At 62.8% G+C, this 26559-nt stretch carries 24 protein-coding genes; 10 read left to right on the top strand and 14 right to left on the bottom strand.

Features of this window, described 5'->3' with window-relative positions:
• Positions 1–17: 17 nt before the first annotated feature.
• The 3 genes from QUV21_RS11315 to QUV21_RS11305 are packed head-to-tail and all read right to left on the bottom strand — an operon-like array spanning position 18 to position 3297.
• Positions 18–1658, bottom strand: a complete 1641-nt coding sequence (locus tag QUV21_RS11315; protein ID WP_300855024.1) for a Dyp-type peroxidase domain-containing protein — start codon at positions 1656–1658, stop codon at positions 18–20.
• A complete protein-coding gene (locus QUV21_RS11310; protein WP_300855022.1) occupies positions 1655–2623 on the bottom strand; it encodes a hypothetical protein in 969 nt (322 codons plus the stop codon). Before QUV21_RS11310 ends, QUV21_RS11315 begins: the two co-directional genes overlap by 4 nt.
• Positions 2620–3297, bottom strand: coding sequence for a hypothetical protein (locus QUV21_RS11305; RefSeq protein WP_300855021.1), 678 nt, complete (start codon positions 3295–3297; stop codon positions 2620–2622). Before QUV21_RS11305 ends, QUV21_RS11310 begins: the two co-directional genes overlap by 4 nt.
• Positions 3298–3485: 188 nt before the next feature.
• On the opposite strand from QUV21_RS11305, the gene QUV21_RS11300 reads away from it, so the two are divergent.
• Positions 3486–6380, top strand: a complete 2895-nt coding sequence (locus QUV21_RS11300) for a peroxidase family protein (RefSeq protein ID WP_300855020.1) — start codon at positions 3486–3488, stop codon at positions 6378–6380.
• Between the two features lie 27 nt (positions 6381–6407).
• Entirely contained in the window at positions 6408–7970 is a 1563-nt protein-coding gene (locus tag QUV21_RS11295) for a hypothetical protein (protein ID WP_300855019.1), read from the top strand.
• On the opposite strand, the gene QUV21_RS11290 is transcribed toward QUV21_RS11295, so the two are convergent.
• Both QUV21_RS11290 and QUV21_RS11285 read right to left on the bottom strand, forming a co-directional pair.
• Positions 7960–11247 (bottom strand): adenylate/guanylate cyclase domain-containing protein, encoded by a 3288-nt coding sequence (locus tag QUV21_RS11290; RefSeq protein WP_300855018.1) that lies wholly within the window; start codon positions 11245–11247, stop codon positions 7960–7962. The genes QUV21_RS11295 and QUV21_RS11290 overlap by 11 nt on opposite strands.
• A 115-nt stretch (positions 11248–11362) precedes the next feature.
• Complete coding sequence (locus tag QUV21_RS11285) at positions 11363–12667, bottom strand: D-amino acid dehydrogenase (protein ID WP_366907978.1); 1305 nt, start codon at positions 12665–12667, stop codon at positions 11363–11365.
• A 260-nt stretch (positions 12668–12927) separates the two neighbouring features.
• Here QUV21_RS11285 and QUV21_RS11280 point away from each other — a divergent pair, with 260 nt between their 5' ends.
• Positions 12928–13527, top strand: coding sequence for an outer membrane lipoprotein carrier protein LolA (locus QUV21_RS11280; RefSeq protein ID WP_300855016.1), 600 nt, complete (start codon positions 12928–12930; stop codon positions 13525–13527).
• Positions 13528–13587: 60 nt separating this feature from the next.
• Here QUV21_RS11280 and QUV21_RS11275 read toward each other — a convergent pair whose 3' ends face one another.
• Complete coding sequence (locus QUV21_RS11275; protein ID WP_300855015.1) at positions 13588–14172, bottom strand: lytic transglycosylase; 585 nt, start codon at positions 14170–14172, stop codon at positions 13588–13590.
• Between the two features lie 208 nt (positions 14173–14380).
• On the opposite strand from QUV21_RS11275, the gene hspQ reads away from it, so the two are divergent.
• The 7 genes from hspQ to QUV21_RS11240 all read left to right on the top strand — a co-directional run bounded on the left by hspQ (position 14381) and on the right by QUV21_RS11240 (position 19428).
• Positions 14381–14707, top strand: a complete 327-nt coding sequence (hspQ, locus tag QUV21_RS11270) for a heat shock protein HspQ (protein WP_300855013.1) — start codon at positions 14381–14383, stop codon at positions 14705–14707.
• A gap of 62 nt (positions 14708–14769) precedes the next feature.
• On the top strand, positions 14770–15111 hold the full coding sequence (locus QUV21_RS11265; protein WP_300855011.1) for an STAS domain-containing protein: 342 nt from the start codon (positions 14770–14772) through the stop codon (positions 15109–15111).
• Positions 15095–15538, top strand: a complete 444-nt coding sequence (locus tag QUV21_RS11260) for an ATP-binding protein (protein ID WP_300855009.1) — start codon at positions 15095–15097, stop codon at positions 15536–15538. Before QUV21_RS11265 ends, QUV21_RS11260 begins: the two co-directional genes overlap by 17 nt.
• A gap of 217 nt (positions 15539–15755) precedes the next feature.
• Positions 15756–17330: a gamma-glutamyltransferase family protein gene (locus QUV21_RS11255; protein WP_300855007.1), complete on the top strand. Its 1575-nt coding sequence runs from the start codon at positions 15756–15758 to the stop codon at positions 17328–17330.
• Positions 17331–17400: 70 nt separating this feature from the next.
• Entirely contained in the window at positions 17401–17787 is a 387-nt protein-coding gene (locus QUV21_RS11250; protein WP_366907976.1) for a GAF domain-containing protein, read from the top strand.
• A gap of 89 nt (positions 17788–17876) precedes the next feature.
• A complete protein-coding gene (locus QUV21_RS11245) occupies positions 17877–18767 on the top strand; it encodes a homocysteine S-methyltransferase family protein (protein ID WP_300855003.1) in 891 nt (296 codons plus the stop codon).
• Positions 18760–19428: an RluA family pseudouridine synthase gene (locus QUV21_RS11240; protein WP_300855001.1), complete on the top strand. Its 669-nt coding sequence runs from the start codon at positions 18760–18762 to the stop codon at positions 19426–19428. Before QUV21_RS11245 ends, QUV21_RS11240 begins: the two co-directional genes overlap by 8 nt.
• Here the strand turns inward: QUV21_RS11240 and QUV21_RS11235 are convergent.
• From QUV21_RS11235 to QUV21_RS11200, 8 genes are all read right to left on the bottom strand, one after another.
• A complete protein-coding gene (locus tag QUV21_RS11235; RefSeq protein ID WP_300854998.1) occupies positions 19425–21401 on the bottom strand; it encodes an FAD-dependent oxidoreductase in 1977 nt (658 codons plus the stop codon). The two genes, QUV21_RS11240 and QUV21_RS11235, sit on opposite strands and share 4 nt — an antisense overlap.
• Before the next feature lie 106 nt (positions 21402–21507).
• Positions 21508–22965: an aldehyde dehydrogenase family protein gene (locus tag QUV21_RS11230; protein WP_300854996.1), complete on the bottom strand. Its 1458-nt coding sequence runs from the start codon at positions 22963–22965 to the stop codon at positions 21508–21510.
• A gap of 82 nt (positions 22966–23047) precedes the next feature.
• On the bottom strand, positions 23048–23647 hold the full coding sequence (locus QUV21_RS11225) for a GNAT family N-acetyltransferase (protein ID WP_300854994.1): 600 nt from the start codon (positions 23645–23647) through the stop codon (positions 23048–23050).
• Positions 23638–24513, bottom strand: coding sequence for a molybdopterin guanine dinucleotide synthesis (locus QUV21_RS11220; protein ID WP_300854992.1), 876 nt, complete (start codon positions 24511–24513; stop codon positions 23638–23640). The genes QUV21_RS11225 and QUV21_RS11220 overlap by 10 nt, the downstream gene beginning before the upstream one ends.
• On the bottom strand, positions 24503–24997 hold the full coding sequence (mobB, locus tag QUV21_RS11215) for a molybdopterin-guanine dinucleotide biosynthesis protein B (RefSeq protein ID WP_300854990.1): 495 nt from the start codon (positions 24995–24997) through the stop codon (positions 24503–24505). The genes QUV21_RS11220 and mobB overlap by 11 nt, the downstream gene beginning before the upstream one ends.
• Entirely contained in the window at positions 24994–25584 is a 591-nt protein-coding gene (mobA, locus tag QUV21_RS11210) for a molybdenum cofactor guanylyltransferase MobA (protein WP_300854988.1), read from the bottom strand. Before mobA ends, mobB begins: the two co-directional genes overlap by 4 nt.
• A gap of 155 nt (positions 25585–25739) precedes the next feature.
• Entirely contained in the window at positions 25740–26351 is a 612-nt protein-coding gene (locus QUV21_RS11205) for a hypothetical protein (protein WP_300854986.1), read from the bottom strand.
• Between the two features lie 22 nt (positions 26352–26373).
• Positions 26374–26520 carry an aa3-type cytochrome c oxidase subunit IV gene (locus QUV21_RS11200; protein WP_300854984.1) on the bottom strand — a complete coding sequence of 49 codons (147 nt, stop codon included), beginning with the start codon at positions 26518–26520 and terminating at the stop codon, positions 26374–26376.
• Between the last annotated feature and the right edge of the window lie 39 nt (positions 26521–26559).

Raw genomic sequence — 26559 nt, 5'->3', positions numbered from 1 at the left:
CCGACGCAGCCCGAAGATCAGGTCGGGTCAAACCCGCCAATCGACATGATCCGCAAGGCTGTCAGACTGGGCAGGAAGAAATAGTCCCCGCCTTTGGTTCTGACAAAGTCCGGCATGGCGGGCAGGAAATGCGGCGGTTTTCCACTGCCAGCCTTTTGCGGCAGCGTAAACGCCGGAACATCGGCCGCCTCTGCCTCGCGCCGCCCGATCAGCGGACACCCATTGTTGCCAGCCTGCATGTCCATCCCGTGGTTCATCCATTGCTGCTGCACGAACTCATACTGACGTTGCAGGTCGGCACAGATCGCAATGAACAACAGCCCGCGCTCTCCATCGCCATCGCCAAAGGCGCCGTAAGGAATACCACGGCGCAGGATACGGCGACGGTTGGTCAATGCGGCACCCGTTCTGCGCAGCACGCTGGGCGATGCGATCAGCGGATCCAGCATGTCACGCGGATTGCCCCGTCGGATATGCGCACCAAGCGGGCAGGACAGCCCGTCACGGTCTTCGCGGAAGGTGAAGTCGTTCAGCGCCCGACGCCACGCGGCAAGTCGTTGCTGATCGGATTTGCTGCGCGGGCCTTTGCGGGCGTAGATCTTCTGCACATCAGCCCATTCCGCGCCAAAGCGCTGCATGTCGGCATAGGTGGGAACCGTCACCAGCGGTGCGCCATTCGGCCAGCGCCCGACGATCTTGGCCTTCAGGGTGATCGCGGCCTCATCCAGCGGGATGCCTTGGCTTTTGGCGAAGACCTCCGCCTGCGCGGCCATGTAATCGTCAAAGGCGGTGACATCCTGTTCCAGCTTGCGAAACACCGCGAAAGAGCCGTTTCGCATCAGGTCTGCGGGTTGGCCGGTGCGGCTGGTTTCCTGACTTTCATCGACATGGCCCAGAATGAATTCACCGGGGGCAAGCGCGGACCAGCCATCCCTTGACGAAAAGCGCCCACGCCCGACAATCACCGACTCGTCGATTGACCGATCTGCCTGCCCGGCGAAGATCGGGTCGGAAATACCGTCGGCAAAGCCGAAATGTTCCAGCGGCAGGACCGCTTTTCCCCCGTCGGGCGCATCGACGATGTCGAGCGCCCCCGACTGATTGTCCAGACCTTCAGCACCATGCCCCGACAACAGGACAAGCCCGCCGAGACTCCTTGGCAGATCGCGCAGGGAGTGCAGCCTGTCGGCAAGCTGGCTGACCGGCCCCCCGGTCGCCGGGTCCATCCTTGCGTTCAGCGCGACCCAAAGATGCACCGCCTTTGACGGGTCAGTAACGGACTCGCGCCAGATCTGATCCCAGTTCGCCGGGTCCGACACGCCGCAATCAGACAGGATCGGTGCGCGGCGGGCCATGCCGTCAATGAACTCGTCCGGCATGTCGGTCAGCGAACGGGTCGGCAGGCCAAGCGCCTGCAATCCGCGCCAGGTCAGCCCAAGGTTCATCGTCACCCGTGGTGCCATCGTTTCGGGGTCGCGGTCCGATGCTGTCCATGTGACGGCGTTGGTCACCAGCGGGGTCAGAAACGCCAGCGCCACGCGGCCTGCCTGCGGGGTCGCAAAGTGAAAGAACAGGTGGCGGGCGTGCGGATAGCCGAAGCGGCCATAGGCGCGCACGATGTTGCCCTGCACATCCCAAAGATCAATCTTGTGGGTCATGGCCTTGGCCCCCGTGCTGAGCCCCGGTCGTTCACCGGAAGCCGCCCCGGCGGCTGCGTCGGCCCGGCAAGGTTGGCGGGCTGATGGGCTGCGATGAAATCACCAAAGGCGCGGTGCAGGTCTTCCGGTGTCTGGCCTTGCCGGGCCATGGCAAAGCGATTGAGCCGATCCTGAACGTAAAGCGCCTTCAGGATCGAAGCCAGATCGCTGTCAGGCGCGGGCGGAAAAGGTGTCGTGCCAAGTTTCAGGATCAGCCCGACGACACAAACCAGCCAAAGCCCGACCGCAAAGGCAACAAGGCTGCCCCAGCCAAAGGGCCAAAACCCCAGCCACAGCGCCCCGGCCCCCGCAACGGCGATCAGCGCCCCCGCTGCCAGCATCAGGCGGGAAAGCGGCGCCTTTGGTGGTGCCTCGGTCCAGTAGTCGTTAAAGGGCATGGTGGTCGTGACCTGACACCGGCGAAGATAGGCAAACCAGTCATCCGTGCCTTGAATGCTGGCCGCGTCAAAGCCGAAGCAATGGCCAAAGACCCGCCGCAGCTCCGGCTCCATCCCTTGCCACAGCCGATCCGAGCAGGCGCGCAGGCTGGCTTCGCTGCCGTCAGGGGCATCCATGTCGATGATCATGACAAGCCATGCGTTTTCCAGATGGTCCACCGCCTGTTGCCTGACCAGATCAACCCGCTTCAGCAGGTTGTAAATCGCATTCGAAGGCCGCCGCCCGTTGTAAGGCAGTTGGTCCAGCACGAGGAACCGCGCGAAGTGAACGCCGGGAACCTTGGCGAAAGGACTGTCCAGCGCGCTGTCACGGCTGGCGGCGTCCTGCCTGGCGGTTGGCATCAGTGACAGATCACGACGCAGGTCGATGGTGTGAGAGCTGCCGATATCAGTGCCGATGGTCGGGTGGTGGGTCCGGATCGGTGCAAAGACCGTCAGGAAGTAATGCCCGGCGTCATAGTTGCTCATGCCCGGTCAGCCGCCTTTTGCCCTGCGCCGGTGTGAGCCTCGATCTGGGGCTGGCGGATTCGGGCCGCGGCAAGGGTGTCCAGACTGGCCACCGGGGCCATCCCCTGCGCGCCCAGATCGTTCTGCACCCGGCACAGCGCATCGGCATAAAGCCGGGCGAAGGCCTCGGGTGGCGCCGTTGCATGGGCAGCTTCAAGCGCGCGCACCTCACGCCAGACACGCAACGCGGCCTTCACCTCACGCTCGGACGCGCCGGGGGTGGCGTTATAGTAATAGTCGGTGTTGATCTGGTTGTGATGAATATAGCGGCGGAACTTTTCTAGCGGGATGGAGTGCGGATAGTCGAAATCCCCGAACCAGGCGAGGTCGAGCATCACCGGAATCGCATCGGAAAAGGCGTCGATATACTGGTCCCATGTGCCGTTGAAATTAGAACAGAACAGCGTGTAATTGAAATGCAGCCTGCGCGGGCGGGGTTGGCCCAGATCTGGCCACTGGTCAGACCGCAAGACCACCCAACGGGCGAAATGGATGAAGGAAAGGCCGCGCAGCCCATCCATCAGCGACGGAATGGCGCGGACCGTGATGAAGATCAGCGATTTCACCCACCAATGCCAGCGCGGCATCGGTGTAACCACATTCATCGCATAGGCTTTGCCGGCAAGGTTCGACATCGGCCGCGTTTCCCTTCCGGCTGCAAAAGCCATTTGCAGGCTGACCGTAAGCGATGCCTAAACCATGTCAACTGCGAAGGAAAAAGGCCACAGGCGTTCTGATTGAAGGCCGCTGGAAATCATTTGGTGACGATCATCAAACTGTGATTACCTGCGCGTCGCGTCAAAGCCCTTGGAGTCTTGCGACAGTGAAAAAGCTCGTCTTGTTTGCGGCAGGAATTGTCGCTGTCGGAATGGTCGGTCTTGGCGTCTGGCTTTGGCGTGATCCCGCAGCCGCAAGTTGTCTGCGGATGGTGGCGGGCGGCTTTCCGACGATTGCGGACCACCGCGAAGACCGCTTTGCCGGCAAGGCGGACGTTGCGGCGGGGGCCTGCCGGGGCGGGGCGGACTACGCGCTGATTCAGAAGACACCTTGGGTGGATTGGCAAAGCTACTGGTCGGCGGGCGATATCCAGTCGTTGCCCAAGCTGACACCCCCGGCGCATCCGTTGCTTGGCATCATGACGCAGGCCGGGCGCGGGTTCATGGGGGCGCTGATCGATCTGGAGCGGGCGCGGATCGAGCTGGTGAAGTTCAGCCTGTTCGACAACCTGACCCATCGTGACTACGCGCTGGGCCGTATCAACGAAAAGACCAAGGCGGTGATCGACGGCCGCGAATTGCGGGTCTGGCCGGAAATGCGCCTGCAACCCGAAGACCCGCTGTTTCCGCTGTTGCGGGTGGAGCAGACGACCGGCGCGCAGCTTTGCCATGGCGAGATGATCCGGTTTCGCACCCTCACCGGGGTCTGCAATGACATTGCAAACCCCGCGATGGGGTCAACCGGCATGCCCTTTGGCCGCAATGTCCAGTTCGGGGCGACCTTCCCCGACAAGCAACTGACGCCCGAGGCCGCCTCGCGTCATGGTGGGCGGATCGACCTGATGACCCCTGATCCGCAGCTTGTCAGCCGCGCGCTGTTCACCCGCCAGCAGTCCGACCCCGCTGCTTGCAACGCAGGCTACGGCGCGGGCCTGAATTCCGGTCAGGCAGCCCATTGCGATTACCAGAAAGCCGATACCCTGAACGTGTTGGCTGGTTTCTGGATCCAGTTCATGACGCATGACTGGTTCACCCATCTGGATGAGGGGCGCAACTCTGACCAGTTGCAGACTGTCGGCTGCGTGCAGGGTGCGGCCTTTGGCTGCAACCCGGCCATGCAGATCGAAGAGGCGCTCTTTGCCGAAACCGGCACCCCGCCAACCTTCGTGGCAGGTGGACGTGAGGAAATGGCCCGGTCCTACAAGACGACGCGCAATCTGGTGACGGCCTGGTGGGATGCCTCGCAGGTGTACGGCCATGACGAAACCTCGGTCGGGCGGGTCAAGCGTGACCCTGCGGACCCGGCAAGGCTTTTGCTGGTCGAGGTGCCGGAACGCACGGCAAAGGATGACCCGGACAAGTATCTGCCCGTGCTGCAAATCTGTGGCGAAGACAGCGCCCCAGACTGCACGCCCGACCCGATGAACCCGAAATGGGCCGGGCAAGAGGCGGTGGGTTTCCCGGAAAACTGGTCCATCGGCACCAGCTTTCTGCACAACGTCTTTGTGCGCGAACACAACATCTTCGTAGACAAGTTCCGCAAACATGTGGCGGCGCACGGGTCCGAAGACTCGGGCTTGCGGCACCCTGACCGGCCCGGCGACGCGATCCGCTACAATGCCGTGACGGATGAAGAGATCTTCCAGATCGCGCGACTGGTCGTTTCGGCCGAGATTGCCAAGATCCACACAACCGAATGGACCACGCAGCTTTTGTATAACGAACCGCTGCGCACGGCGATGTTTTCCAACTGGTTCGGGCTAAGCGACGGTCACCCGATGCTGAAGCATGTGCTGGAACGGATTGCCGAAAAGATGCACGGCTCACCCAATCCGCAACTGGCAACGTCGTGGTATTCCGCCTTTGCCGCCGGGCCGGGGATTGTGGGTTCCGGCACGGTGGATATGCCTGGCAATGTCGCGGATGTGGCCTGGGCGAACGGCGGGACCAACCACTTTGGCGTGCCGTTCAACTTTACCGAGGAATTTGTCAGCGTCTACCGGCTGCATACGCTTGTGCCAGACCTGATCGAGCTTCGGAACCTTCGGGCCGACCCGAACCGGATCACCGGCACCCTGCCTTTGGTCGAGACATTCCGAGGCAAGGCGACCGGGGCGGTCCACCAGATCGGCCTGCGCGATCTTGCTCTGTCGTTCGGGCGGCAAAGGGCGGGCAGCCTGTCCTTGGGCAACCACCCGGTCTTCTTGCAGAACCTTGACCTGTCTGACCCGGCCTCGCCCGGGCGGCGCATGGATGTGGCCGCGCTTGACATCTTGCGCGACCGGGAACGAGGCATCCCCCGCTTCAACGAGTTTCGCCGTCAGATCGGGTTGCGTCCACTGACCAGTTTCGATGATTTCATCGACCAGCGCCTGCTGTCAAAGGCCGCCATCCTGAACGCAGCCGACGCAGCGACTCTGGCCCAGCAGCGAGCTTTGGCCGCGACCTTGCGGGATATCTACGGCACGCATGTCTGCGACAGCACCAAGATCATCAGCCATGCGATGAAACTTCCGGTGCCGGATCAGCCGGGCAAGACCGCCTTTCCCGACGATTGCCTTGGCCACCCGCACGGCAGCGTGGTGGACAATGTCGAGGATCTGGACACCGTGGTAGGCTATCTGGCCGAAAGCACCCGCCCGCATGGCTTTGCCATTTCCGAAACGCAGTTCCAGATCTTTATCATCAACGCCTCGCGTCGGCTGTTTTCCGACCGGTTCTTCACCTCCAGCTTCCGTCCCGAATTCTACAGCCATTTCGGTCTGGCGTGGGTGGAAAACAACGGGCCGGAACGGATGATGGAAACGCAGCCGGTCAACGGGCATGTGCAGGACGTGGCCCCGATGAAGCGCGTGCTGATGCGCACGATCCCGGAGCTGACGCCGGAACTGGCGCAGGTGGTCAACAGCTTTGACCCCTGGGCGCGCGACCGGGGGACGCATTATTCAACCCGCTGGGAGCCGCGCCCGGATGCAAAGGCCGACCCGGCTTTTGCCGATTGACCAAGGAATTCAGAAAGCAGGTTTTCAATGACCGATAGTCTTCCCCTGTCCTGGACCATTCGCAGGTTCATCTGGGATTCGATGTTCATCCTGATTTTCAAGGGCAAGAAGGTCTTGCCGATTCCGGTTCCAACCGAAACCAAGCCGTTGCTCCAGCCCGTTGCAATGGTGGTTAAAGAGCCTGCCATAGGTGTTCGAAATATCCAGGTTGCCGACCGGATCCCCGAGGATGAATATTCCGCCAAGATGCATTACGCCTATGCCCTGCGGCAGTGGATGTACAAATATTACCCCGCCAATCAGCCGGACCTCCCCGGTATTAACCCCGATATCGACGTGGCATTGAAGGACGCCTTCAATGACCGCTATCAGGCGATCTATCCGAATAAACCGAAAAAGCCGGTGGAACTGTTCGGGCCGGGCGGGCCTGATCTTGGCGGGATGGCGCTGAACAGCCCCTATGCCTGCTTTTTGCAGCGCGATGGCGCTGATCTGGTCTGGGATTTCTCGGACCTGAAGGACCATGAACTGAACCCGGGGCTTGAGCCTGTCGACTGCCGGGTGATCTTTGCGCCCGACCCGGCCAATGCCGGAACCGTCCGCGCCGTGCGGATCGACTGCGCCCTTGGCCAGATCACACCCGACAGCCCGCACTGGCCACGGGCAAAGGCCATTGCGATGTGCGCGGCCTCGACGCAAGTGTCGATGGTGCGCCATTTCAACTGGGTCCACCTTGCCTGCGGCGGGCATTTCGCAATCGTGACCCGCAACCGGATGCCGCCCGATCATCCGATCTGCCGTCTGGTCTGGCCGCATATGTATGGCACGCAGAACAGCAACTTTCTGGTGACCAAGGGCCAGATGCTGCCCCGGGGTGAATTCGAGTCGATCTTTTCCTTCACCCATCAGGGGATGTGCGATCTGTTCGAGCGGACCCATCTCAAATACCGGATCAGCGTGATCGTCCCGGAACTTGATTGGGAGGATCGCAGGCTTTCCGGGATGAACCTTGTGTCACCCGTCCAGCAAAATCTGGTCGAGCTTTACGACGTGATGCACGCCCATGCAGCCCGCTATATCGACCAATACTACCCGACCGACGCCGATCTGCGCGCCGATGGCGTGGTGATCAACTGGCTGGCCGGGCTGGAGGCGGCCATTCCCAACGGGGTAGAACGGGTATCTGGCCCGATCACAGCGGCTGATCTGACAAAGGCCGGTCTGGCGCGGCTCATCGGTGGGCTGATCTACATGGCGGCGGTGCAGCACGAAGCACTGGGCAGCGTGATGTGGAACTACCAGCTTTGGGTCGACCGCAATCCGGTGCGGGTCTACACCGACCAGCGCCGCCTGCCGGTGGACATCTATCAGCGGCTGTTGAATGCCAATTTCAACCTGAACGTCCGCCGCGCCAAACTGGCGCAGGATTTCAGCGACATGGGCCTTGATGCCACCGGAGCCGCGCTGTTCCGGCAGTTCCAGGCCGAGCTTCTGGCGCTGGACAAACGCTATGACGACCCGGCCTATCCCCACAACGCTGCCCCGTGGCTGATCAGGCCGTCAGCCATCGACGCCAATATCAACGCCTGAGGCTGGCTTCTTCCGCCGCGATCTGGTGTTCAAGCCACGACCAGCTGACATGCGACAGCTCGTCCCGCGCTGCGGCAAGGGTCTGTTGCGCGGCGTCGGGCTGCCGTGCCAGCCGCTGGATCCGGGCCTTGCCCAGCATCGCCTGCGCCGTCACGCCATGCAGCGCCGCCTGCCTGCCGATAGATATGGCTTGATCATAGTGCCGCAGCGCGTGGCGGCGGGCAAAGGGCAAGCGGCGAATCAGGAACCAGAAGTTGCGCCGCAGCAGGTCTGCGCTGGGTTTTTCCTTGCCCGAGGCCATCTGACGGTAGATCTCTCCCGCCACGAAGTTGGTCACGCAAGCACCGTGCGGGTTCTTGTGGTCCAGATGGTCAAGGGCCGCCCGATCCAGCCAAGACAGACCCTTTTCAAGATCCCCGACTGAGGCCAGCGCCAGACCGATCGGCATGTCGACAATGTTGAAAAGGCTAAGATATCGCATCTCTTCCAACTGGCGGCGGACATCCAGCAAGAGATCAAGCCCTTCAGCGGCGCGTCCACCAAGGGTCAGTGACAACCCCTTCATGCTGAGACAGATCAGCTTGTCCACGATCCCGCCCGCAAGCCTGACCCCGTCTTCGGCATAGGCGATGGAGCGATCGAAGTTTTCGCAGATGCATTCGATATAGGCGGCGGCGGTCGAACCAAAACCGATGGCGCCCGGATAGTTTTCGCGGTGGCCGATCTCGATCGTGCCAAGGCCCAGTGCAAGCGACGGGTCCAGATCACCGCGGATCATCATGCTCCATGACAGATAGAACCGGGCAAAGGTCTGGAAATATAGCTGGTCCTTTTCAAACGCCATCGCGTCAAGGCGGTCATAGATTGACTTCACGATCGCAAACGACCCGTTTCGCGGGCGCACACATTCGATCACCATAAGCCCAAGCAAGGCATGCGCGATGGCGGCCTGTTCGTTCCGTTCCTCGCCAGCCTGAAGCGCCTTTTCAAGCAGGATGTCGGCTTCGCGGTAGCGGTATTGCTGAACATAGGCCACACCCAGAAGCGCCAGAATCTGCGCATAGCGGCGGGTTCCCGACAGGTCTTCGATCTGCGTCAGACGTGGTTCGAAAATACGGATCGACCGATCAAAGTCAGCGCGCCACTGCTGCACCTCCAGCCAGTCCGACAGAAGCTGGGCGCTGAACTCTGCCCCGATGTCGATACCGTGCCGGTCCATCATCTCGACCGCCTGAACGAAATAGCTGTCTGCCACCTCCAGCGAGAAGATCCGTAGGTTCTTCTGCCCCGCAATCGTCAGATAGGTGATCGCCTTTTCAAACAGGTCGGTCTGGGTGAAATGGTTTGCCAGCGTATCGGCGATATCCGCTTCTCGGCCGGAAAACCGGGCCTCCAGCGCCAGCCCGACCCGGCCATGCAGACTGCGCTTTTGCGCTGTCATCAAGGTGGCATAGACGGCGTCCTGCACAAGCGCGTGGTTGAAGATGAAATCTGCGTCAGGCCCGGTTACGCGGTGCAAGATTTCAAGCTGCTCTGCCTCGGCCAGACAAAGCTCCACTGGAACGGTGCGGCCCATCACATCGGCAATCAGGTCGGATTTGAACCGACGGCCCGCCACCGAGGCCGCATGCAGGACGGACCGGGTCTGTTCGTCAAGCTGATCAAAGCGTTCCATGATCAGGTTCTGAAGGTTGGCGGGCAAGACGATCCCGGGCGGCGACGGGCCCTGATCCGGCAGGTCGCTGCGGCGCGATTTCAGGAATTTGGCGATCTCTTCGGCGTATAGCGGGTTGCCTTCGATCTTTTCCACGGCAAGCCGCACCAGTTCGGCCCCAAGGTCGCTGACCCCCAGCTTTTCCGAAAGAAGCTGCACCGTGCCGTCATTGGTCAAGGGGCCAAGCGCAAGGCGGATGACATTGGCACGCTCGGCCCATGGCGGGGCGTAATAGGGCCGAAAGGCGCAAACCACCAGAAGCGGCACCGCATCGGCGGCCGCATCAGCGGCGGCGGCAATGCGCTGCAAAAGCTGTTCTGAACCCGGGTCGATCCAGTGCAGATCCTCGACAAACAGAATGACCGGGCGGTCGCGGCAGCTGTGCCACAGAAGGTCTTTCAGCAGCTGACGCATCCTGACGCCGATAAGGTCGGCGCTCAGACCGGCCAGAAGACCTGAGGAATCCTTCTGGCCCAGCAGGGTCATCAGATACGGCACACTGGCATCGATATCGAAGCCGATCTGCTGAAGCCCGGCCCGCAACTTGCGGTCGGTCGTTTCGGCGGTATCGGATTTGCGGATACCAAAGCTGGTGCGCACCAGTTCGACAAAGGGCAAGAAAGCCGAGCTGACCCCGTCTGCCATGCAGTCGCCCGCAAGGATCAGCAGACCGTCCTTTTCGTGCTGCCTGCGGAATTCATACATCAGGCGCGATTTGCCAATTCCGGCATCACCGACGATGTTCACAAACTCGATCCGCCCGCCCCGCGCCCGGTCAAGCTGCGCCTCAAGCCGGGCGAGCTCCGGCTCTCTTTCGACCAGCGAGGTCAGCCCCTGCCGCCGCGCCGCATCAAAGCGCGAGGCAGAGGCGATCAGTCCGTCCAGCCGCAAGATCTGCATCGGCTGGGATTTCCCGCGAATGGCGCGTTCCCCCATACCGGTCAATTCGACCTGCCCGGCAACTTGCCCGGCGACCACCTCGCTGATCAGGCTTTCACCGGGCGCGGCCTCGACCTGAAGCCGTGCGGCGATGTTGACCGTGTCACCGATGGCCGTCATCCGCATCTGACGCTGATCATCCACCTCCCCCATGATGACGGGGCCGGCATGGATACCGATGCGCACTTGCGGGCTGAACCCATAGCGCGCCTGCAAACGCGGTGCGATATCGCGCAGCATGTGTTGCAGCTTCAACGCCGTCCGGCAGGCCCGCAGCGGCGCGTCTTCCAGCGCAATCGGGCTGCCGAACAGGGCCATGATCCCGTCGCCACGGAATTCCTGCACTGTCCCCCGTTCGGCCGAGACGATTGTTGTCATGTTAGTGGTCAGATCGCGGACAAGGTCAAACGCACCTTCTTCGCCAAGCGTTTCGGCGATATTGGTGAACCCGACAATATCCGCGAAAAGAACAGTGACCTGACGTCGCTGCCCCTCAACCGCTTCGCTCAACCCCATCAGACCCCCCGATCCCCTGATCGTTTTGTCGCCATGTAGGGCCGAAAAGCAATCGGCAAATGCGGATTCCATCCGGTGAAAGCCGGCTTTCTGGGGAACTTCCCGCATGATTTCATCTGCTTGCGCAGATATTTGTGTCAGTGTGAAAGGTTTGTGTCAGGTCAGGGCAGGCACCTGACAAGGCAAGTGCTTGCGGCCTTGGGTAATGCTGATCAGCGGTCGGTCACGCGGGAACCGGCACCCCGCCGCCAGCCCGCATTCCCTTGCGGCCTTCCCGCAGGTAGCGGGCATAGCCAAGGTCCGCAGCCTCGATCTCGGCCCGGCGACCGCTGACGATATCGGCCAGCACCCGCCCCGACCCCGCAGCCATTGTCCAGCCCAGCGTGCCATGGCCGGTGTTCAGAAACAGGTTCTTGACCGAAGACCGCCCGACAATCGGCGTGCCGTCCGGCGTCATTGGCCGCAGACCGCACCAGAAGTCTGCCCGGGATTGATCGCCCGCACCGCCGAACAGATCTTCAACCGAATGGGTCAGCGTTGCCTGCCGCTTGGGGTGCAGGTGCATGTCGAAGCCGGCGATTTCCGCCATGCCGCCGACGCGGATCCGCTCCCCCAGCCGGGTGATGGCGATCTTGTGGGTTTCGTCCATGACCGTGGAAACCGGGGCCTTCGCCGCGTCCACCACCGGCACGGTGATCGAATAGCCCTTCACCGGATAGACCGGCAGCTTGATCCCCAATGGCGCCACCAACTTGGGCGAGTATGACCCCAGCGCCACCACGAAGGCATCCGCCGTCACCCGCCCTTCAGAGGTATGGACCGCCGCAATCCGCCCGGTTTCTGCCTCCAAGCGGTCAATCGAGACGCCATGCCGGAAAGTCACGCCAGCCGCCCGGGCCATGTCCGCCAGCGACTGGGTGAACTTGAAGCAATCGCCGGTTTCATCGCCCGGAAGCCGCAGGCCGCCGGCAATCTTGCCCCGCGCGCCTGCCAGCCCCGGTTCTGCCGCAACGCAGGCATCTGCATCCAGCACCTCGAACGGGACGCCATCGGCGCGCAGGACGGCGATATCCTTTTCCGCCGCCGCCACCTGCTTTTCCGTCCGGAACAGTTGCAGAGTGCCTTGGGTTCGTTCGTCGTAAGAGATCCCCGTTTCAGCCCGCAACTCCATCAGGCAATCGCGCGAGTATTCCGCCAGCCGCACCATGCGCGACTTGTTCACCGCATAGGCATCCGCCGTGCAGTTCATCAACATCCGCGCCATCCAGGACAGCTTGGTCCAGTCCATCCTGGGCTGGATGATCAAGGGCGCATGTTCCATGAACAGCCACTTCAGCGCCTTGACCGGAATCCCGGGTGCCGCCCATGGCGAGGAATAGCCGGGGCTGATCTCGCCGGCATTGGCAAAGCTGGTTTCCAGTGCTGCGGCGGGCTGACGGTCGATCACCGTTACCTCATGCCCCGCCTTTGCCAGATACCAGGCCGAAGTCACCCCGATCACGCCCGCGCCAAGCACCACGACCTTCATCTTTGCCATCCCGATCAGATTGGTTTCCTTGGACAGGAGATACAGGCGCTCTGATGGGATTTCTTGGGGATTTCGGGCGTGTGCTTCCCGATCAGTAGAAGAAAATATCGATTAAACGAGAAAATGAAGAAGAATTCACCGTCCAGGAAGAATCCCGCCGAAGATATGGCGGATCACGGGCCATCACGGCATCGGCACGTCCTTGCGACTGGCCCATGTCCGGGGGTGCAACGGCTGCGGCCCGTGGCTATATACAACGCATGAACCGCCGTTTCGCCCTTTTGGCCCCGCTCGCCCTTCTTCTGCCGCTGCCAGCGGCGGCTGAAAGGATTCCGCTTGCCACGCTGTCACAGTATCTGAACGGACTGTCCACGGTGGAATCCGACTTCACTCAGATCAACTCGGACGGCACCATCTCGACCGGCAAGATCTATATCCGCCGTCCGGGCCGCGTGCGGTTCGAATATGCGCCGCCCGACCGCAGTCTGGTGATTGCCGGGGGTCAGCAGGTGGCGATCTTCGATGCAAAGTCGAACCAGCCTCCGGAGCAATACCCGCTGAAACGCACGCCCCTCAACCTGATCCTTGCGGCCAACATCGACCTTGCCCGCACCAAGATGGTGGTGGGCCATACCGATGACGGCACCGCAACCCGCGTCCGGGCGCAAGACCCGGAAACGCCGGAATACGGCACGATCGAACTGGTCTTCACCTCCAACCCGGTGGAACTGCGGCAATGGATCATCACCGACGATCTGGGCGCGCAGACCACGGTGATCCTTGGCGAGATGAAGAAAGGCGGACAATTGGGCGCAAGCCTGTTCGACATCACCGCCGAAACGAAAAAGCGTCGGAACTGACGGAAACCGGACCTTGATCAGAGGCCCGGTTTTCTGTGCTTCAAGCCCGATTGCGCGGCACTATCGGCAAGACTGAAGCTGTTCGCGGTACATCTCTGACCGCTTGCCGACCCGGGCGGCAACCTCGACCAGCCATGGCTTGCCAAGATAGCTTTGCCGGGCAAATCCGGTGCGGCCTTCGTGATAGGCCAGATACTGGTTGCCCGCATCTTCCTTGGAGATACCCAGAGACTGGCTGGACTGATCCATGTACCAGCCCATGAAATCGGTAGCGTCATTGATGTCATCGCGTTTGGCCCGCCGCCCGCCTGCGCTGGCCTGATATTCCTCCCATGTGCCGTTCAGCGCCTGACTGTAGCCGTAGGCCGTGCTCTGTCGACCCATGGGAATCACCCCCAGCGCATAGGTGTGCGGGGTGCGCGCATTGCCGATGAATTTCGATTCCTGATGGATCGTCGCCATCTGCACATGCACGGGAATGCCCCAGCGCCGTTCAGTAGACTTCATCGCCCGCAGATATTGCGGCCGTTCCCGGATGATCGCGCATGCATCGTCCAGTTGTCTTGGCGCCGAATAGTTGCCCCCGCCCCCGCCGCAAGAGGCCAGAAACAGCAACAAAAGCGACGCACGGAGAAACCTGCTCATCTGCCCCTCGTGCCTTCTTGTATTTTGTACACAACCTAGACCATTCATGCGGCCGATGAAATGGGCAAGACGCAGCCCGGAAATCAGAAAACCGCGAGGTTACCGGACTGTAAGGCTAAGGTTCACAGACTGTTTCCCTTGTCGCTGCCGCTGATTGGTGGACAAGAAAACCCCGAAAGGCGTAAAAGGGGCCATGGGGATCACAAGCATGCAGACAACCCGCGCCAAGTACCACCTCGGTCAGGTGCTCCGTCATCGGAAGCATCCGTTCCGGGGTGTGGTGTTTGACGTGGATGCAATGTTCTCGAACACCGAGGAATGGTACGACAACATCCCCGAAGACAGCCGCCCTTCCAGAGACCAGCCATTTTATCATTTGCTGGCGGAAAACGACCAAAGTTATTACGTCGCCTATGTCTCGGAACAGAACCTTGTCCCGGATGAAACGGGAGAGCCTGTCGATCACCCTGATCTGTCCGACCTGTTCGGCGATTTCGAGGATGGTCGCTATCCGCTTACCTTCCAGCTTAACTGACGGTTACGGGTTGCTAACCCTTTGTCCCTAGCCTGCCGGAAAGCAAGCCAAGGGGAACCGACATGAACCTGCAAACCCAGACCCGGCCCAAAGTCCTTTCCGTTCTGGTGATCGAAGACCGGATTGATGCCGCGTCTGCCATCCAGTTCAAGGAACGCATGCGCGACCTGACGCAGACCGGGGATCAACGCGTAGTGCTGGATCTGGCCCGGGTGCAGTTTCTTGATTCCAGCGGCCTTGGCGCGATTGTCGCGGTGAAAAAGCTGCTGGGGCCAGACCGGGTTCTTGAACTTTCCGGCCTGACGCCGACCGTGGAAAGGGTCTTTCGCCTGACGCGGATGGATTCGATCTTCACCATCCATGCCTCACTTGAGGCGGCAGTGTCTCATGCCGCAAGTACCTGATCCAGCACCAGACCATATGACCGGAGAGCGCAGTTTTCATCTTGTGATCGCCGCCGACCCGACCTCTGTCCGCAGCGGACTGGCTCGCCTGACCGCGGCCGCTCCCGTGGTCGACCTGAACGCTGACCATCGCGCAACGACAGAGCTTGTCCTTGCGGAAATCCTGAACAATGTCGCGGAACACGCCTATCCCACGGGGGGCGGCACCGTCACACTGACCCTTTGGCTGACCGCGGCAGGCCTGTCCTGTCTTGTTGTCGACTGTGGCCAGCCCATGCCAGGCGGCAACCTTCCCACAGGTCGCCTGCCAAGCGTGGACCTTCCAGAGGGCGGCTTTGGCTGGCACCTGATCCGCAGCCTGACACAAGACCTGCACTACACCCGGTCGGACCATCAGAACCGGCTCAGCTTTCTGATCCCGGGATAGAAGGGTCAGACGAATTGTACGCAAATGCCGCAAGTTCGCCGCGCGGACAATCGACCGCCGCCGCACAGACGGCCAAAGCTGCCAGACGTGGTCCAAGCGGGCTGCACCTTGGCACCCGGATCAACCGCCCCCCAATCATTCCGGGTGCCAGGGCTCTATTGCGGCCTCTTGGCTTCCCGATCCTGACATTCTAGGTTCCGGCTGAACTGGGGGCATCATGCGCGATCTTCATCTACCAGGCCGGTCCGCCGTCTATGTGCAGAACGGCATTTGTGCCACGTCTCATCCCATCGCCGCCCGGGTGGCGATCGAGGTGCTGAAATCCGGCGGCAACGCCGCTGACGCCGCCATCGCCGGCGCACTGGTCCTTGGCATCGCAGAACCGCAGATGACCGGGATCGGTGGTGATTGCTTTGTGCTGGTGAAGCCGGCCGGGACTGATGAAATTGTCGCCCTCAACGGTTCTGGCCGCGCGCCCGGGGGCCTCGACGCCGCCGCCCTGCGCGCCCGGAGCCTGACCGCCATGCCGACCCAGGCCATCGAGGCCGTCACCCTGCCCGGCGCGGTTGACGCCTTCTGCCGCCTGAACGCCGATTACGGCCTCATGCCGCTTGCCGACGTCCTTGCCCCCGCAATCCATTATGCCGAGGAAGGCATCCCCGTCGCCCCGCGCGTTGCCTTCGACTGGGCCGACGACCTGCCCTGCCTCAAGGGTGCCGCCCGCGATTTCTACACCCTGAACGGCAAGGCCCCGGCCATCGGCCAGATCTTCCGCGCCCCCGGTCAGGCCGAAGTCTTGCGCCGCATTGCCCGCGAAGGCCGCGCCGGTTTCTACCAGGGTGAGGTCGCCGAGGATATGATAACCTCGCTGCGATCCCTTGGTGGCAGTCATACGCTGGATGATCTGGCCAGCACCACTTGCGACTATACCGCCCCCGTCAGCGGTCCCTATCAAGGGTTGGAACTGGTGGAACACCCGCCAAACGGCCAGGGTGCCACGGCCATCCTGCTGCTGAACATCCTGAAACACTTCGATATTGCCGCGATGGATCCCTTCGGCACCACCCGCGCCCATATCGAGGCCGAGGCGACCAAGCTTGCCTATGACGCCCGCAACCGCTTTATCGCCGACCCGGCCCATACCACGCGGCTTGACCATATGCTGTCGCCTGACACCGCCGCGAAACTTGCCGCCCTGATCGACCCGAAGCGCGCGATGCCCGCCGCAGCGCCGCTTACCGAGGCCGTCCATCGCGACACGATCTACATCACTGTGGTCGACCGCGACCGGATGGCCGTGTCGCTGATCTATTCGGTGTTCTGGGGCTTCGGATCCGGCCTTGCTTCAACGAAATTCGGGATCAACTTCCAGAACCGCGGCGCCGGCTTCACTTTGGCAGAGGGCCACCCGAACGAGGCTGGCCCCGGCAAGCGCCCGATGCACACGATCATCCCCGGAATGATCCGCAAGAATGGCCGCGTCATCATGCCCTTCGGCGTCATGGGCGGTGCCTACCAGTCTACCGGCCACGCCCGCTTTGTATCGAATCTGTCCGATTTCGGCCTCGACCCGCAGGCTGCGATCGACGCCCCGCGCTGCTTCTCTGGCGAGGATGGAATGCAAGTCGAACGCGGCTATTCCGACACGGTCCGCGCCGAACTGGCGGCCATGGGCCATCAGGTCAGCATTCCCGACACGCCGATCGGAGGCGCGCAAGCGATCCTGCTTGATGGGGACATCCTGATTGGCGCCTCGGATCCAAGAAAGGACGGGTGCGCCCTTGGCTACTGACATTGACCGCCCCGCCATCGCCACCGCGATCCGCGCCCTGACCGAGGGCGAGACGGATACCGTCGCGCTCATGGCCACGGTGGTGTGCGAACTCCACCACGCTCACCCTTTCGCCGACTGGACCGGGTTTTACCGAGTGGTCGCGCCCGAACTCCTGAAGATTGGCCCCTATCAGGGCGGCCATGGCTGCCTTGTCATTCCATTCTCGCGCGGAGTCTGCGGTGCCGCCGCCCGGACCGGCGAGGTGCTGAACGTCCCCGACGTGGACGCCTTCCCCGACCATATCGCCTGCTCGTCCAGCACGAAGTCCGAACTCGTCCTCCCGGTGTGGAACGGCAAAGGCAGGCTTCTCGGCGTCCTTGACCTTGACAGCAATACACCCGCAGCCTTCACGGCGGAGGATGAAAACTGGCTTGTCCCCTTGCTTGCAGAAGTGTTCCACTCAGCGGAAATCTGACTGGAATTCGGCTTCCTCTCTGCACAAGTATCCCACGGGGGGTCCGGGGGGTGTGAACCCCCCCGGCGGTCAGCCAAAGGAACCAGACCATGACAACAATCAACTTGCTTGACGGCGGCATGGGCCAGGAACTGATCGCCCGTGCTGGCGCTGATCCCGGCCCGCTCTGGGCCACCCGGGTCATGCTGGATCATCCGGGCCTCGTCAGGGCCATTCATGAAGACTACTTCGCCGCAGGGGCCAGCCTTGCGACCACCAACACCTACAACATCCTGCATGACCGGCTTCTGCCCCATGGCCTGGATTCGCTTTATCACGCCCTCCACCTGCGCGCGCTGGCCGAGGCGCATGAGGCCCGCGCCACCGCCGGCCGTGGCCTGATCGCCGGGTCCATGGGTCCGCTGGGCGAAAGCTATCGCCCCGACCTGACGCCCCCGGTCACGGTCTCCGCCGCAGTCTACGCTGAAAAGGCCCGCCTGCTTGCTCCGCATGTCGATCTGATCCTGATCGAGACGATCTCGTCGCTTGATCTGGCCCGGGGGGCGCTGATGGGCGCGCGCACCACGGATCGCCCGGTCTGGCTGTCGGTTTCGGTGCAGGACCGTGACGGCACCAGACTGCGTTCGGGTGAGCCCGTCGCGGCCTTGGCGGATGTCTTGCGGGAAACCCCCGCCGACGCCATCCTTGCCAACTGTTCGATGCCCGAGGCGATGTCGGCGGCCCTTGCCGCGCTCAAACCCCTTGGTCTGCCGTTCGGGGCCTATGCCAACGGCTTTTCCGAGATCGAGCCCCACACCCACGGCACATCCGCCCCCGCCTATGGCGCGCGCCATGACCTTACGCCCGAGCGCTACGCCGACTTTGCGCTTGGGTGGGTCGCGCAGGGGGCCACGCTGATAGGCGGCTGCTGCGAGGTTGGCCCCGCCCATATCCGCCATCTTCACGGCCGCCTGACGGCAAAGGGGCATCGGATTGCATAAACCCTCGCTGATCCCCGATTTCGCCTATGACCCGCCGGAGACCCCCCTGCAATTCCTGCATGAGGATGCCCAGCTCCTTGTCCTCGACAAGCCCGCCGGCCTTCTGTCGGTCCCCGGCAAGCTGGAAGGTCGGCAGGATTGCCTGATCACCCGTCTGCAAGCCTCCCGCTGGGATGCGCTTGTGGTTCACCGGCTGGATTGCGACACGTCGGGCGTCATCATCTTTGCCCGCACCAAGCAGGCGCAGGGCTTTCTGGGGCAAGAGTTTGAACACCGCCGCGCACAAAAGACCTATGTCGCCCGGGTTCACGGCCACATCGCGGCGGACAGCGGCCGGATAGATCTTCCATTGGGCAGCGACTGGGATTTTCGTCCGCGCCAGAAGGTTGACCACCTCAATGGCCGCCCCGCCGTGACCGACTGGGAAGTGATCGTCCGTAGCCAGACCGAAACCCGTGTCCGGCTGACCCCGCACACCGGGCGCAGCCACCAGTTGCGGGTGCATATGCTGGCGCTTGGCCATCCGATCATCGGGGACCAGATCTATGCGCCGGAAACCAGCCGCGATTATCCCCGCCTTATGCTGCACGCCGAGACATTGTCGCTGCACCACCCCGCCACCGGCGAAAGGGTCAGCTTTACCGCCCCGGTGCCGTTCTAAAGCGTCAAACCAAGCTTGCGTCCTTCGTGAAACGCATAGGCCGCCAAGCGCGGCGCCGCGCAATCGCCGATCCGGTGCAGGGTCTTGCCGGGAACCGCCACCGGAAACGGATCGAACGCCCGGTTCGTCGTTGCCATCACCAGAGCCGAGGCGGCGATGGTTTCTTCCTGCCCGGTCAGGAATGACCGCACCGTCACCCCGTTGCCATGCCAGCGCGTCAGACAATGTTCGGTCAACATCCGCACGCCCAAGGCGCCCATTCGCCGCCGCACTGGCCCATCAGCGGCGGTGCGCGCGATTTCCTTGCCGACAAAGGGGTCGGGCGTGACCACGGTCACCCGCTTGCCCTGTTCGGCCAAGGCCCAGGCCGTGCCGACCCCGCGCCAGTTGCCGCCTTCGTCATAGATCACGACGGCATCGCCCAGCCGCGCCTCACGCCTGAGTACCGCCTCGGGGGACCAGACGCCCCCCGCCTCGATCCCCGGCAAGGTCGGCTCCGCCGGCACCCAGCGCTGAAATCCGGTCTCATCGGGCAAAGACCCGGTGGCGACCACTACCACCCCGGCCCCATGCGCCGCCAGATCAGCCTCATCAAGGAAGGTATTCAGCCGCAGCCGGACCCCCAGCTTGGCAAACTGCCGTTCATACCAGTCCATCAGGTCCAGAATCTGCCCGCGCCGGGGTTGCATCCCGGCCAGCCGGAACTGCCCGCCAATCACCGGGGCCGCCTCCACCAGTTCGACCCGGTGGCCGCGTTCCGCCGCCGCCCGCGCGGCTTCCAGCCCGGCCGGGCCAGCGCCGACCACCAACACATCCTTGGCATCTGTCGAGGGTGAGAACCGGTCGCCGCCCCATTCGAACTCGCGCCCGGCAGAAGGGTTGACCAGACAGGAAATCCAGTAATCCCGGCTTCTGCGCCCCCAGCACATCTGGTTGCAGCTGATACAGCCCCGCACATCGGTTGCCCGCCCCTCGGCCACCTTCCGCGCAAGGTGGGGGTCGGCAATCTGCCCCCGGACAATGCTGACCAGATCGGCCAGCCCCGAGCCGATGATCGCCTCGCCATTCTCAGGCGTCCGTACCCCGGCTTCGGATGTGATGACCGCGTGCTTGACCAGCGATTTCAACTGCTGGGTCAGGGGCGTTGTCAGCTTTTCGGCATGGGTGAAGGGCGGGATGATCGCCTCGAATTCAAGGTATGACCCGGCCCCTACGGTGACGTAATCCACATGCCCGGTCCGGTCATGCAGATCGACGATTTCGCACAGCGCTTCGGCCTGAAGCGTCACGTCGTAGCTGGTGGAATAGCTGATCGCCAGACCGACGATGAACCCTTCGCCACAGGCCCGGCGCACCCGCTCGATCAGCTCGCGCGAGAACCGCGTCCGGTTTTCAAGGCTGCCACCCCAGCGGTCGGTCCGCTGGTTCGACCAGGGTGTCCAGAACTGGTCCAGCATCGAGTGATAGGCCGCCCAGACCTCCACCCCCTGAAACCCGGCTGCCTTGGCCCGCACGGCGGCTGCGACATGGGCTTCCAGAACTTCCTCGATCTCGGCTTCGGTCATCGCGTGGCTGCCGTCGCTGTCGTGGTACGACGGCCCGCCCGAGGGCGACCAATGCGGCGCAAAGCTGAGGTCGGCATCGCCATGCGCGCCGACATGGTAAAGCTGTTGCAGGATCACCGCGCCTGCGGCTTTCACCTCATCGGTGATGGTCCGAAAGGCCGGAATCACCGCATCGTCGGAATGAAGGAAGTTACCGCGGGTCAGCACGCCGGTCCGATGCACCGGCACCGGTTCGGCCACGATCATCGCCGCCCCGCCCAGCGCGCGCTCCAGCAGGTACTTTCCGAAACGCGGCCCGGGCATGCCCTGATCCGACATGTTCGCGGTATGCGCACCAAAGACGATGCGGTTGCGCAGGGTCAGATCGCGCAAGCGCAGGGGCGACATAAGGCGCGGGTGCTGGGTCATGGGGGCCTCCGTTGCCACCATGCCAACAGGAATCGACACAAGTGTCAAGTTTGCCCATGCGTCGGGGCCTTTCAAGGCCCCGACACGGTTTCCTTTGAGAAACCGCCTACTCCGCAGCTACATCCTGCGACACATCCCAGCCAGAGATTGCCTTGACCTCCAGGAACTCCTCGATCCCCCAGATGCCGCCTTCACGAGCGCGACCAGAAGCCTTGATACCACCAAAGGGCGCGCCGGCACCCCGAGAACGGCCATTCATCTCGATCATCCCGGCCCTCAGGACGCGCGCCAGCCGGTTCCGCCGTGCGCCGTCCTGCGACTGGACATAATTCGTCAGCCCGTAGGGCGTGTCATTGGCGATCTGGACCGCTTCGGCTTCGGTGTCGAAGGGGATCATGCACATGACCGGCCCGAAGATTTCCTCGCGCTCGATGGTCATTCCGGGGGTCACATCGGCAAAGATCGTCGGGCGGACGTAAAAGCCCTTGTTCATCCCTTCGGGCAGGCCAAGGCCACCAGCCACCAGCCGCGCACCTTCATCGATGCCTTTCTGGATGTAGCCCTGAATCTGATCCCATTGGCGCTTGTTCACCACCGGGCCGATATGCTTGCCCGGCTCGCTTGCCGGGCCGACCTTTATCGAGTTCGCGACCTCGGCCGCGATTTCCACCGCGCGGTCGTAGAACGGGCGTTCCACCAGCATCCTGCTGGGCGCATTGCACGACTGGCCCGAGTTGTTCATCATGTGACGCACACTGCGTTCCACTGCCCGGGCATCGGCATCGGCGAAGACAAGGTTCGCGCCCTTGCCGCCCAGTTCCAGCGTAACCCGCTTCAAGGTCTGTGCCGCAGCGGCCGAGATTGCCCGCCCGGCGCGGGTTGATCCGGTGAAGCTGATCATTTCCACATCCGGGTGGCTGGACAGCGTGCTGCCCACCCCGGCACCGTCACCGTTCACAAGGTTGAACACGCCCGCAGGCACGCCCGCGTCATGACAGAATTCAGCGAAGAGCATCGACGACAGAGGCGATTCCTCGGACGGCTTCAGGACGCAGGTGCAACCCGCCAGAAGCGCCGGAATCACCTTCAGCGTCACCTGATTCATCGGCCAGTTCCAAGGCGTGATCAGCCCGACCACGCCAATCGGTTCCAGCGCAATCCGGGTGTCGGGCGCATGGGGGCCAAGCGGGCGGATCCATTCGATATGGTCAAAGGCGGTCAGGAAGTTCTTCAGGTGCCACGGCAGACATTCCGCCTGATCGTCGCGGCTCATGTCGATGGGCGCACCCATTTCAAGGCTGATCGCATGGGCCATTTCTTCCTTGCGGGCATAGTATTGCGCAAGGATCCCCTCCACGACGCGGCGGCGTTCAGCCGGGTCGGTAGCCGCCCAAGCCGGAAACGCGGCATTGGCGGCGGCAACGGCGGCGTTGGTGTCAGCCTCGCTGCCCAGAGAGATGATGGCGCAGGCATCTTCCGTTGACGGGTCGATAACCGGACAATCCCGCGCAACCTGCGGTGCGACCCATTCCCCGTTGATGTAGAATTCGCGCTTGGTGATCATGGTCTGGTCCTCGCCCGTGGAAATTTGATGATGTTCTGACAGGCCCTGCGTCCGGCGGCAAGAGAGCTGGCGTTCCGGACCTTCACGGACCCGGCGACCGCAGCGGGCGCACCATTGTGGTCGCCGCCGCAAATCCGAAAAGATGGCGCAAGAGACCGATGGTCTGTGTCTGAGTCGCCAGAAAGCCTTCGCGCTCATAAAGCGCGCGCGCCCGCCAGTTGGCATCGACCACATCCAGCCGGATCGACCGGTAGCCGCGCGCCGCCGCCTCGTCATAAAGCGCGGCCAGCAGATGGGTTCCGATCCCCTTGCCACGGTGCTTGCGGTCCACGCAGATGCCGTCGATCAGAAAGCGGTCATTGTCAGAATCCTGACTTAGCGCCCGAAGCAGCCACCCGCGCCACCGTCCGCCAACGGGGCCGTAGATTGCAATCAGGTCGGACCAGTTTCCCCCGGCAAAACTGCCGGATGGAGTCTTGAAACCGGCCATGCCAACCAGCGCACCGGACTCATCGACGGCAGAAAGGCAAAGGTCGGCACGGATGACCCGTTCAAGAAAAGCCAGCGCGCGGGGTTCGGGGCCAAGGACACGGCCCAGCTTGCCGCCGAACGCTTCCCAATAGATCCGCGCGGCTTTCGGGCGCAGATGAGTATGCAGGCCCGCGAAGATGGTCACGCCCATCCCAGCGCCTCCTCCAGAAGGGGGGCGTGGCCGGCACCAAGGATCCAGCCTTCCTCTTGCGCTTCCGGGGGCGTGTCCAGCAGCGGCGCAAGGCGGCCGTGGCACGAAAGATTGTAAAGCGCACGGGACAGCAGCCGGACCTGCGCCTGATCGGCCGGAAGACCATGGGCGTTGGCAAGGATCGCAACCGGCCCGGCGAGAAGCGACGGATAGACTTCGGCAACCATGACGCGGGCGTCGATTGCCCTGTCGAAAGGCCAGACCGAAACTTCTGGGTTCTTGCCGAGGCGATCGATCATCGGCAGGCCCAGCAGGCTTTGCGACCCGACTGAGCCGGGGTTGAACAGCATCCACGGGCTTTTCGCGCGGGGAACCGCGCTTTCGGCAGCGCGGTATTCGGTCAGGCCAAGGGCCGCATAGTCAATGCCCGCGCGCCGGAAGGGCAGGCCGGGCCAGCTTTGGCCGGTCGGGTGGCTCCAGAACGGGCCAGGGCCTTCGGAGAACGTGGCATTGATCCGCGCGGCCACGGCAAAGCGGTTGTTGCGGTTGTCTGGCCCGTCGCTGACCGCCTCGGCCAGCCAGCGCCAGACGGCCCGGGCGGTTGGACTGCCGGTCAGCCGGGCGGCAAAACCCGCAGGGTAGCCCATGGCGAAGTCAAAGCCGATCAAGAGCCGCAGGCCATCGTTCCGGGCGGTTTCGATCAGCGTTCCGAGCTGGGCTTCGGCGGCAGCGCGGGTGCGATGATGCCATTCGATCCCGCCTTCACTGTCATGGCAGCCGATCCAGACCGCATTCGCCCGGTTTGTCGGGCTGGTGGGCAGGTTTGCCGCCGACCAGTCGACCACTATGACCCGGTCAAACTGCAAGACCCGCCTCACGCAGGATGAAGTCGGCCACGGCCCTGGTGTCGTTCAGATCCAGAACCGGGACCGGAAGGGACAGGCTGGCATCGGTGGCCACGGCACGCACCAGCGGGTCGGCAGCCTGAATCAAAGGTTGGCCAGTCTCGGACCGCCAGACTTCCAGCTTGGGGTGGGCGTCGCGCTTGTAGCCTTCGACCAGCACCAGATCGACCGGGGCCAGCCGCGCAAGAATCGCCGGAAGTTCCGGCTCCGGCCCCCGGTGTTCGACCATAAGTGCGAAACGGTCGGCCGAGGCAAGCACCACCTCGCGCGCGCCTGCCGCACGGTGGCGGAAGGTATCCTTGCCGGGCTGGTCAAGGTCCACGGTATGATGGACATGCTTGACGGTAGAGACCGAAAAGCCGCGCCCGGTGATGTCTGCCACCAGACGTTCCATCAGGCTGGTCTTGCCCGAGTTCTTCCAACCGATCACGCCGAAGATCTTCATGCGTCACCCGTCAACAGCGCCTCGGCGGCGGCAAGGTCTTCGGGGGTGTTGAGGTTCATGAAGGCGCGGGCGTCAGGAAAACTGGCACGGGCGGCGTGGTGGGCCGTGGTGAAGCGGGTGACCTTGGCCTCACCCCGGGCCAGGAAATCGGCGAGCGCCGGGGCCGACGCCACCGGCCAAAGCGCGGTGGCGGGGTGATCGCCGTCAACCGTCCGCGCAAGCGCCAGACCCTCGGGCGACTGTTCGGCCGCCAGCAAAAGCTGCGGCACAAGATCGCCGGGCAGGAAAGGTGTGTCGACCGGGGATGACACCAGATGTGTCGCCCCAAGATCAGCCGCATGGAGAAGGGCAGCAAGGATGCCGGAAAGCGGGCCTTGCGGGGCAGCGTCGGGAATGACCTTGCAGCCGAAGGCCGCAAAACGCGCCAGATCGCCATTGGCCGAGATCAGCATCCGCTCAACCTGCGGCTCCAGCCGGTCAAGCACATGGGCCAGAAGCGGTTTTCCGGCCAGCGGGACAAAAGCCTTGTCCGCCCCGCCCATCCGAAGGGCCTGACCGCCAGCAAGGATGACCCCGAAAATGCGCAAATCCGGTGCCTTTCTGGACGCCAAATGGGTTTGCCGACCCTACCGCAAGTTGCGGGGGGCGCAAGTGCAACGCAACGGGCGAGCAGGCGCAAATCCTTTGGAAAAGACCTGCAAACTCTCAAAGGGTTTTTGCCCGGCCCGGTGAACCTGCCCGTCTATTCCAGCGGGTTGCCGTTGGCCTGCACCAGAAGGACGCCATGATTGCTGTCGTCGTCGTCGTCGGTGATCAGGCGCGTGCTGACCCCCGGCAATGCCCCGAAAGCGGTGGACAGCTTCTTGGGATACCAGGTCGAGGGCAGCGATTCGAACCCCGGAACCCCGCGCAGGACCGTCGAGGTGGCCGCCGTACACATCGCCTTTGGCACAGCGCCATAATCTTTCACCCGGCGCAGGACAAGTTCAGCCGTCTCGGGCGAAACAAAGATCTTTTGCTCGATCACGTCATAGGTCTTGCGGGCGTGGTAATCGACGTAGAAGGCGATGGCCTTGTCGGTCATCCCGAAGTGGACATCGTTGCGTTCCGGCAAGCGGGGATGCATCCAGGTTCCGGCAGGGTCGAAGATCAAACGCTCTGACCCGTTGACCAGAATGGCGGAATGCGCCCCGGACCCGGAGGATTTGCTCACCACCGTGTAAAGCGTGATGTGGGTCTGCTCTTCTGCGACATGGCGCGCGGCCTGAACCTGTTCCTCCGGCGCCCATTTGGGTTCGGCGCCACAAGCAGCAAGGCCCAGCAGGGCAAAAAGGCCAAGCGCAAGACGCAGCATCACACCGCCCACAGCCACGCGATCAGGAATTCACAAGAGCAAGGAAAACCAAGATCCCGATTGAAATTCCGGTCACCCAGATCGACATGCGAATGAAGCCCGCAAAGGTCTTTTCGTGGTCGCGGATATCCATCGAGCCGTGCTTGTGTTCGGCGTTGTGGTCAGCCATGGCGAGGTTCCCTTTTGTCTCTTTCCTGCCCAATAGCCT

The organism is Tabrizicola sp., from assembly GCF_030373185.1.
Classification (GTDB): Bacteria; Pseudomonadota; Alphaproteobacteria; order Rhodobacterales; family Rhodobacteraceae; genus Tabrizicola.
The sequence above is the reverse complement of the archived record's forward strand: the minus strand, read 5'-3'. Positions and strand labels throughout refer to the sequence as shown.

What these genes read in the sequence shown, in the direction of transcription:
- QUV21_RS11315 (WP_300855024.1), bottom strand. Translation starts at nt 1,658, where the DNA reads ATGACCCACAAGATTGATCTTTGGGATGTGCAGGGCAACATCGTGCGC.
- QUV21_RS11310 (WP_300855022.1), bottom strand. Translation starts at nt 2,623, where the DNA reads ATGAGCAACTATGACGCCGGGCATTACTTCCTGACGGTCTTTGCACCG.
- QUV21_RS11305 (WP_300855021.1), bottom strand. Translation starts at nt 3,297, where the DNA reads ATGTCGAACCTTGCCGGCAAAGCCTATGCGATGAATGTGGTTACACCG.
- QUV21_RS11295 (WP_300855019.1), top strand. Translation starts at nt 6,408, where the DNA reads ATGACCGATAGTCTTCCCCTGTCCTGGACCATTCGCAGGTTCATCTGG.
- QUV21_RS11290 (WP_300855018.1), bottom strand. Translation starts at nt 11,247, where the DNA reads ATGCGGGAAGTTCCCCAGAAAGCCGGCTTTCACCGGATGGAATCCGCA.
- QUV21_RS11285 (WP_366907978.1), bottom strand. Translation starts at nt 12,667, where the DNA reads ATGAAGGTCGTGGTGCTTGGCGCGGGCGTGATCGGGGTGACTTCGGCC.
- QUV21_RS11280 (WP_300855016.1), top strand. Translation starts at nt 12,928, where the DNA reads ATGAACCGCCGTTTCGCCCTTTTGGCCCCGCTCGCCCTTCTTCTGCCG.
- QUV21_RS11275 (WP_300855015.1), bottom strand. Translation starts at nt 14,172, where the DNA reads ATGAGCAGGTTTCTCCGTGCGTCGCTTTTGTTGCTGTTTCTGGCCTCT.
- hspQ (WP_300855013.1), top strand. Translation starts at nt 14,381, where the DNA reads ATGCAGACAACCCGCGCCAAGTACCACCTCGGTCAGGTGCTCCGTCAT.
- QUV21_RS11265 (WP_300855011.1), top strand. Translation starts at nt 14,770, where the DNA reads ATGAACCTGCAAACCCAGACCCGGCCCAAAGTCCTTTCCGTTCTGGTG.
- QUV21_RS11260 (WP_300855009.1), top strand. Translation starts at nt 15,095, where the DNA reads ATGCCGCAAGTACCTGATCCAGCACCAGACCATATGACCGGAGAGCGC.
- QUV21_RS11255 (WP_300855007.1), top strand. Translation starts at nt 15,756, where the DNA reads ATGCGCGATCTTCATCTACCAGGCCGGTCCGCCGTCTATGTGCAGAAC.
- QUV21_RS11250 (WP_366907976.1), top strand. Translation starts at nt 17,401, where the DNA reads ATGGCCACGGTGGTGTGCGAACTCCACCACGCTCACCCTTTCGCCGAC.
- QUV21_RS11245 (WP_300855003.1), top strand. Translation starts at nt 17,877, where the DNA reads ATGACAACAATCAACTTGCTTGACGGCGGCATGGGCCAGGAACTGATC.
- QUV21_RS11235 (WP_300854998.1), bottom strand. Translation starts at nt 21,401, where the DNA reads ATGACCCAGCACCCGCGCCTTATGTCGCCCCTGCGCTTGCGCGATCTG.
- QUV21_RS11230 (WP_300854996.1), bottom strand. Translation starts at nt 22,965, where the DNA reads ATGATCACCAAGCGCGAATTCTACATCAACGGGGAATGGGTCGCACCG.
- QUV21_RS11225 (WP_300854994.1), bottom strand. Translation starts at nt 23,647, where the DNA reads ATGGGCGTGACCATCTTCGCGGGCCTGCATACTCATCTGCGCCCGAAA.
- mobB (WP_300854990.1), bottom strand. Translation starts at nt 24,997, where the DNA reads ATGAAGATCTTCGGCGTGATCGGTTGGAAGAACTCGGGCAAGACCAGC.
- QUV21_RS11205 (WP_300854986.1), bottom strand. Translation starts at nt 26,351, where the DNA reads ATGCTGCGTCTTGCGCTTGGCCTTTTTGCCCTGCTGGGCCTTGCTGCT.
- QUV21_RS11200 (WP_300854984.1), bottom strand. Translation starts at nt 26,520, where the DNA reads ATGGCTGACCACAACGCCGAACACAAGCACGGCTCGATGGATATCCGC.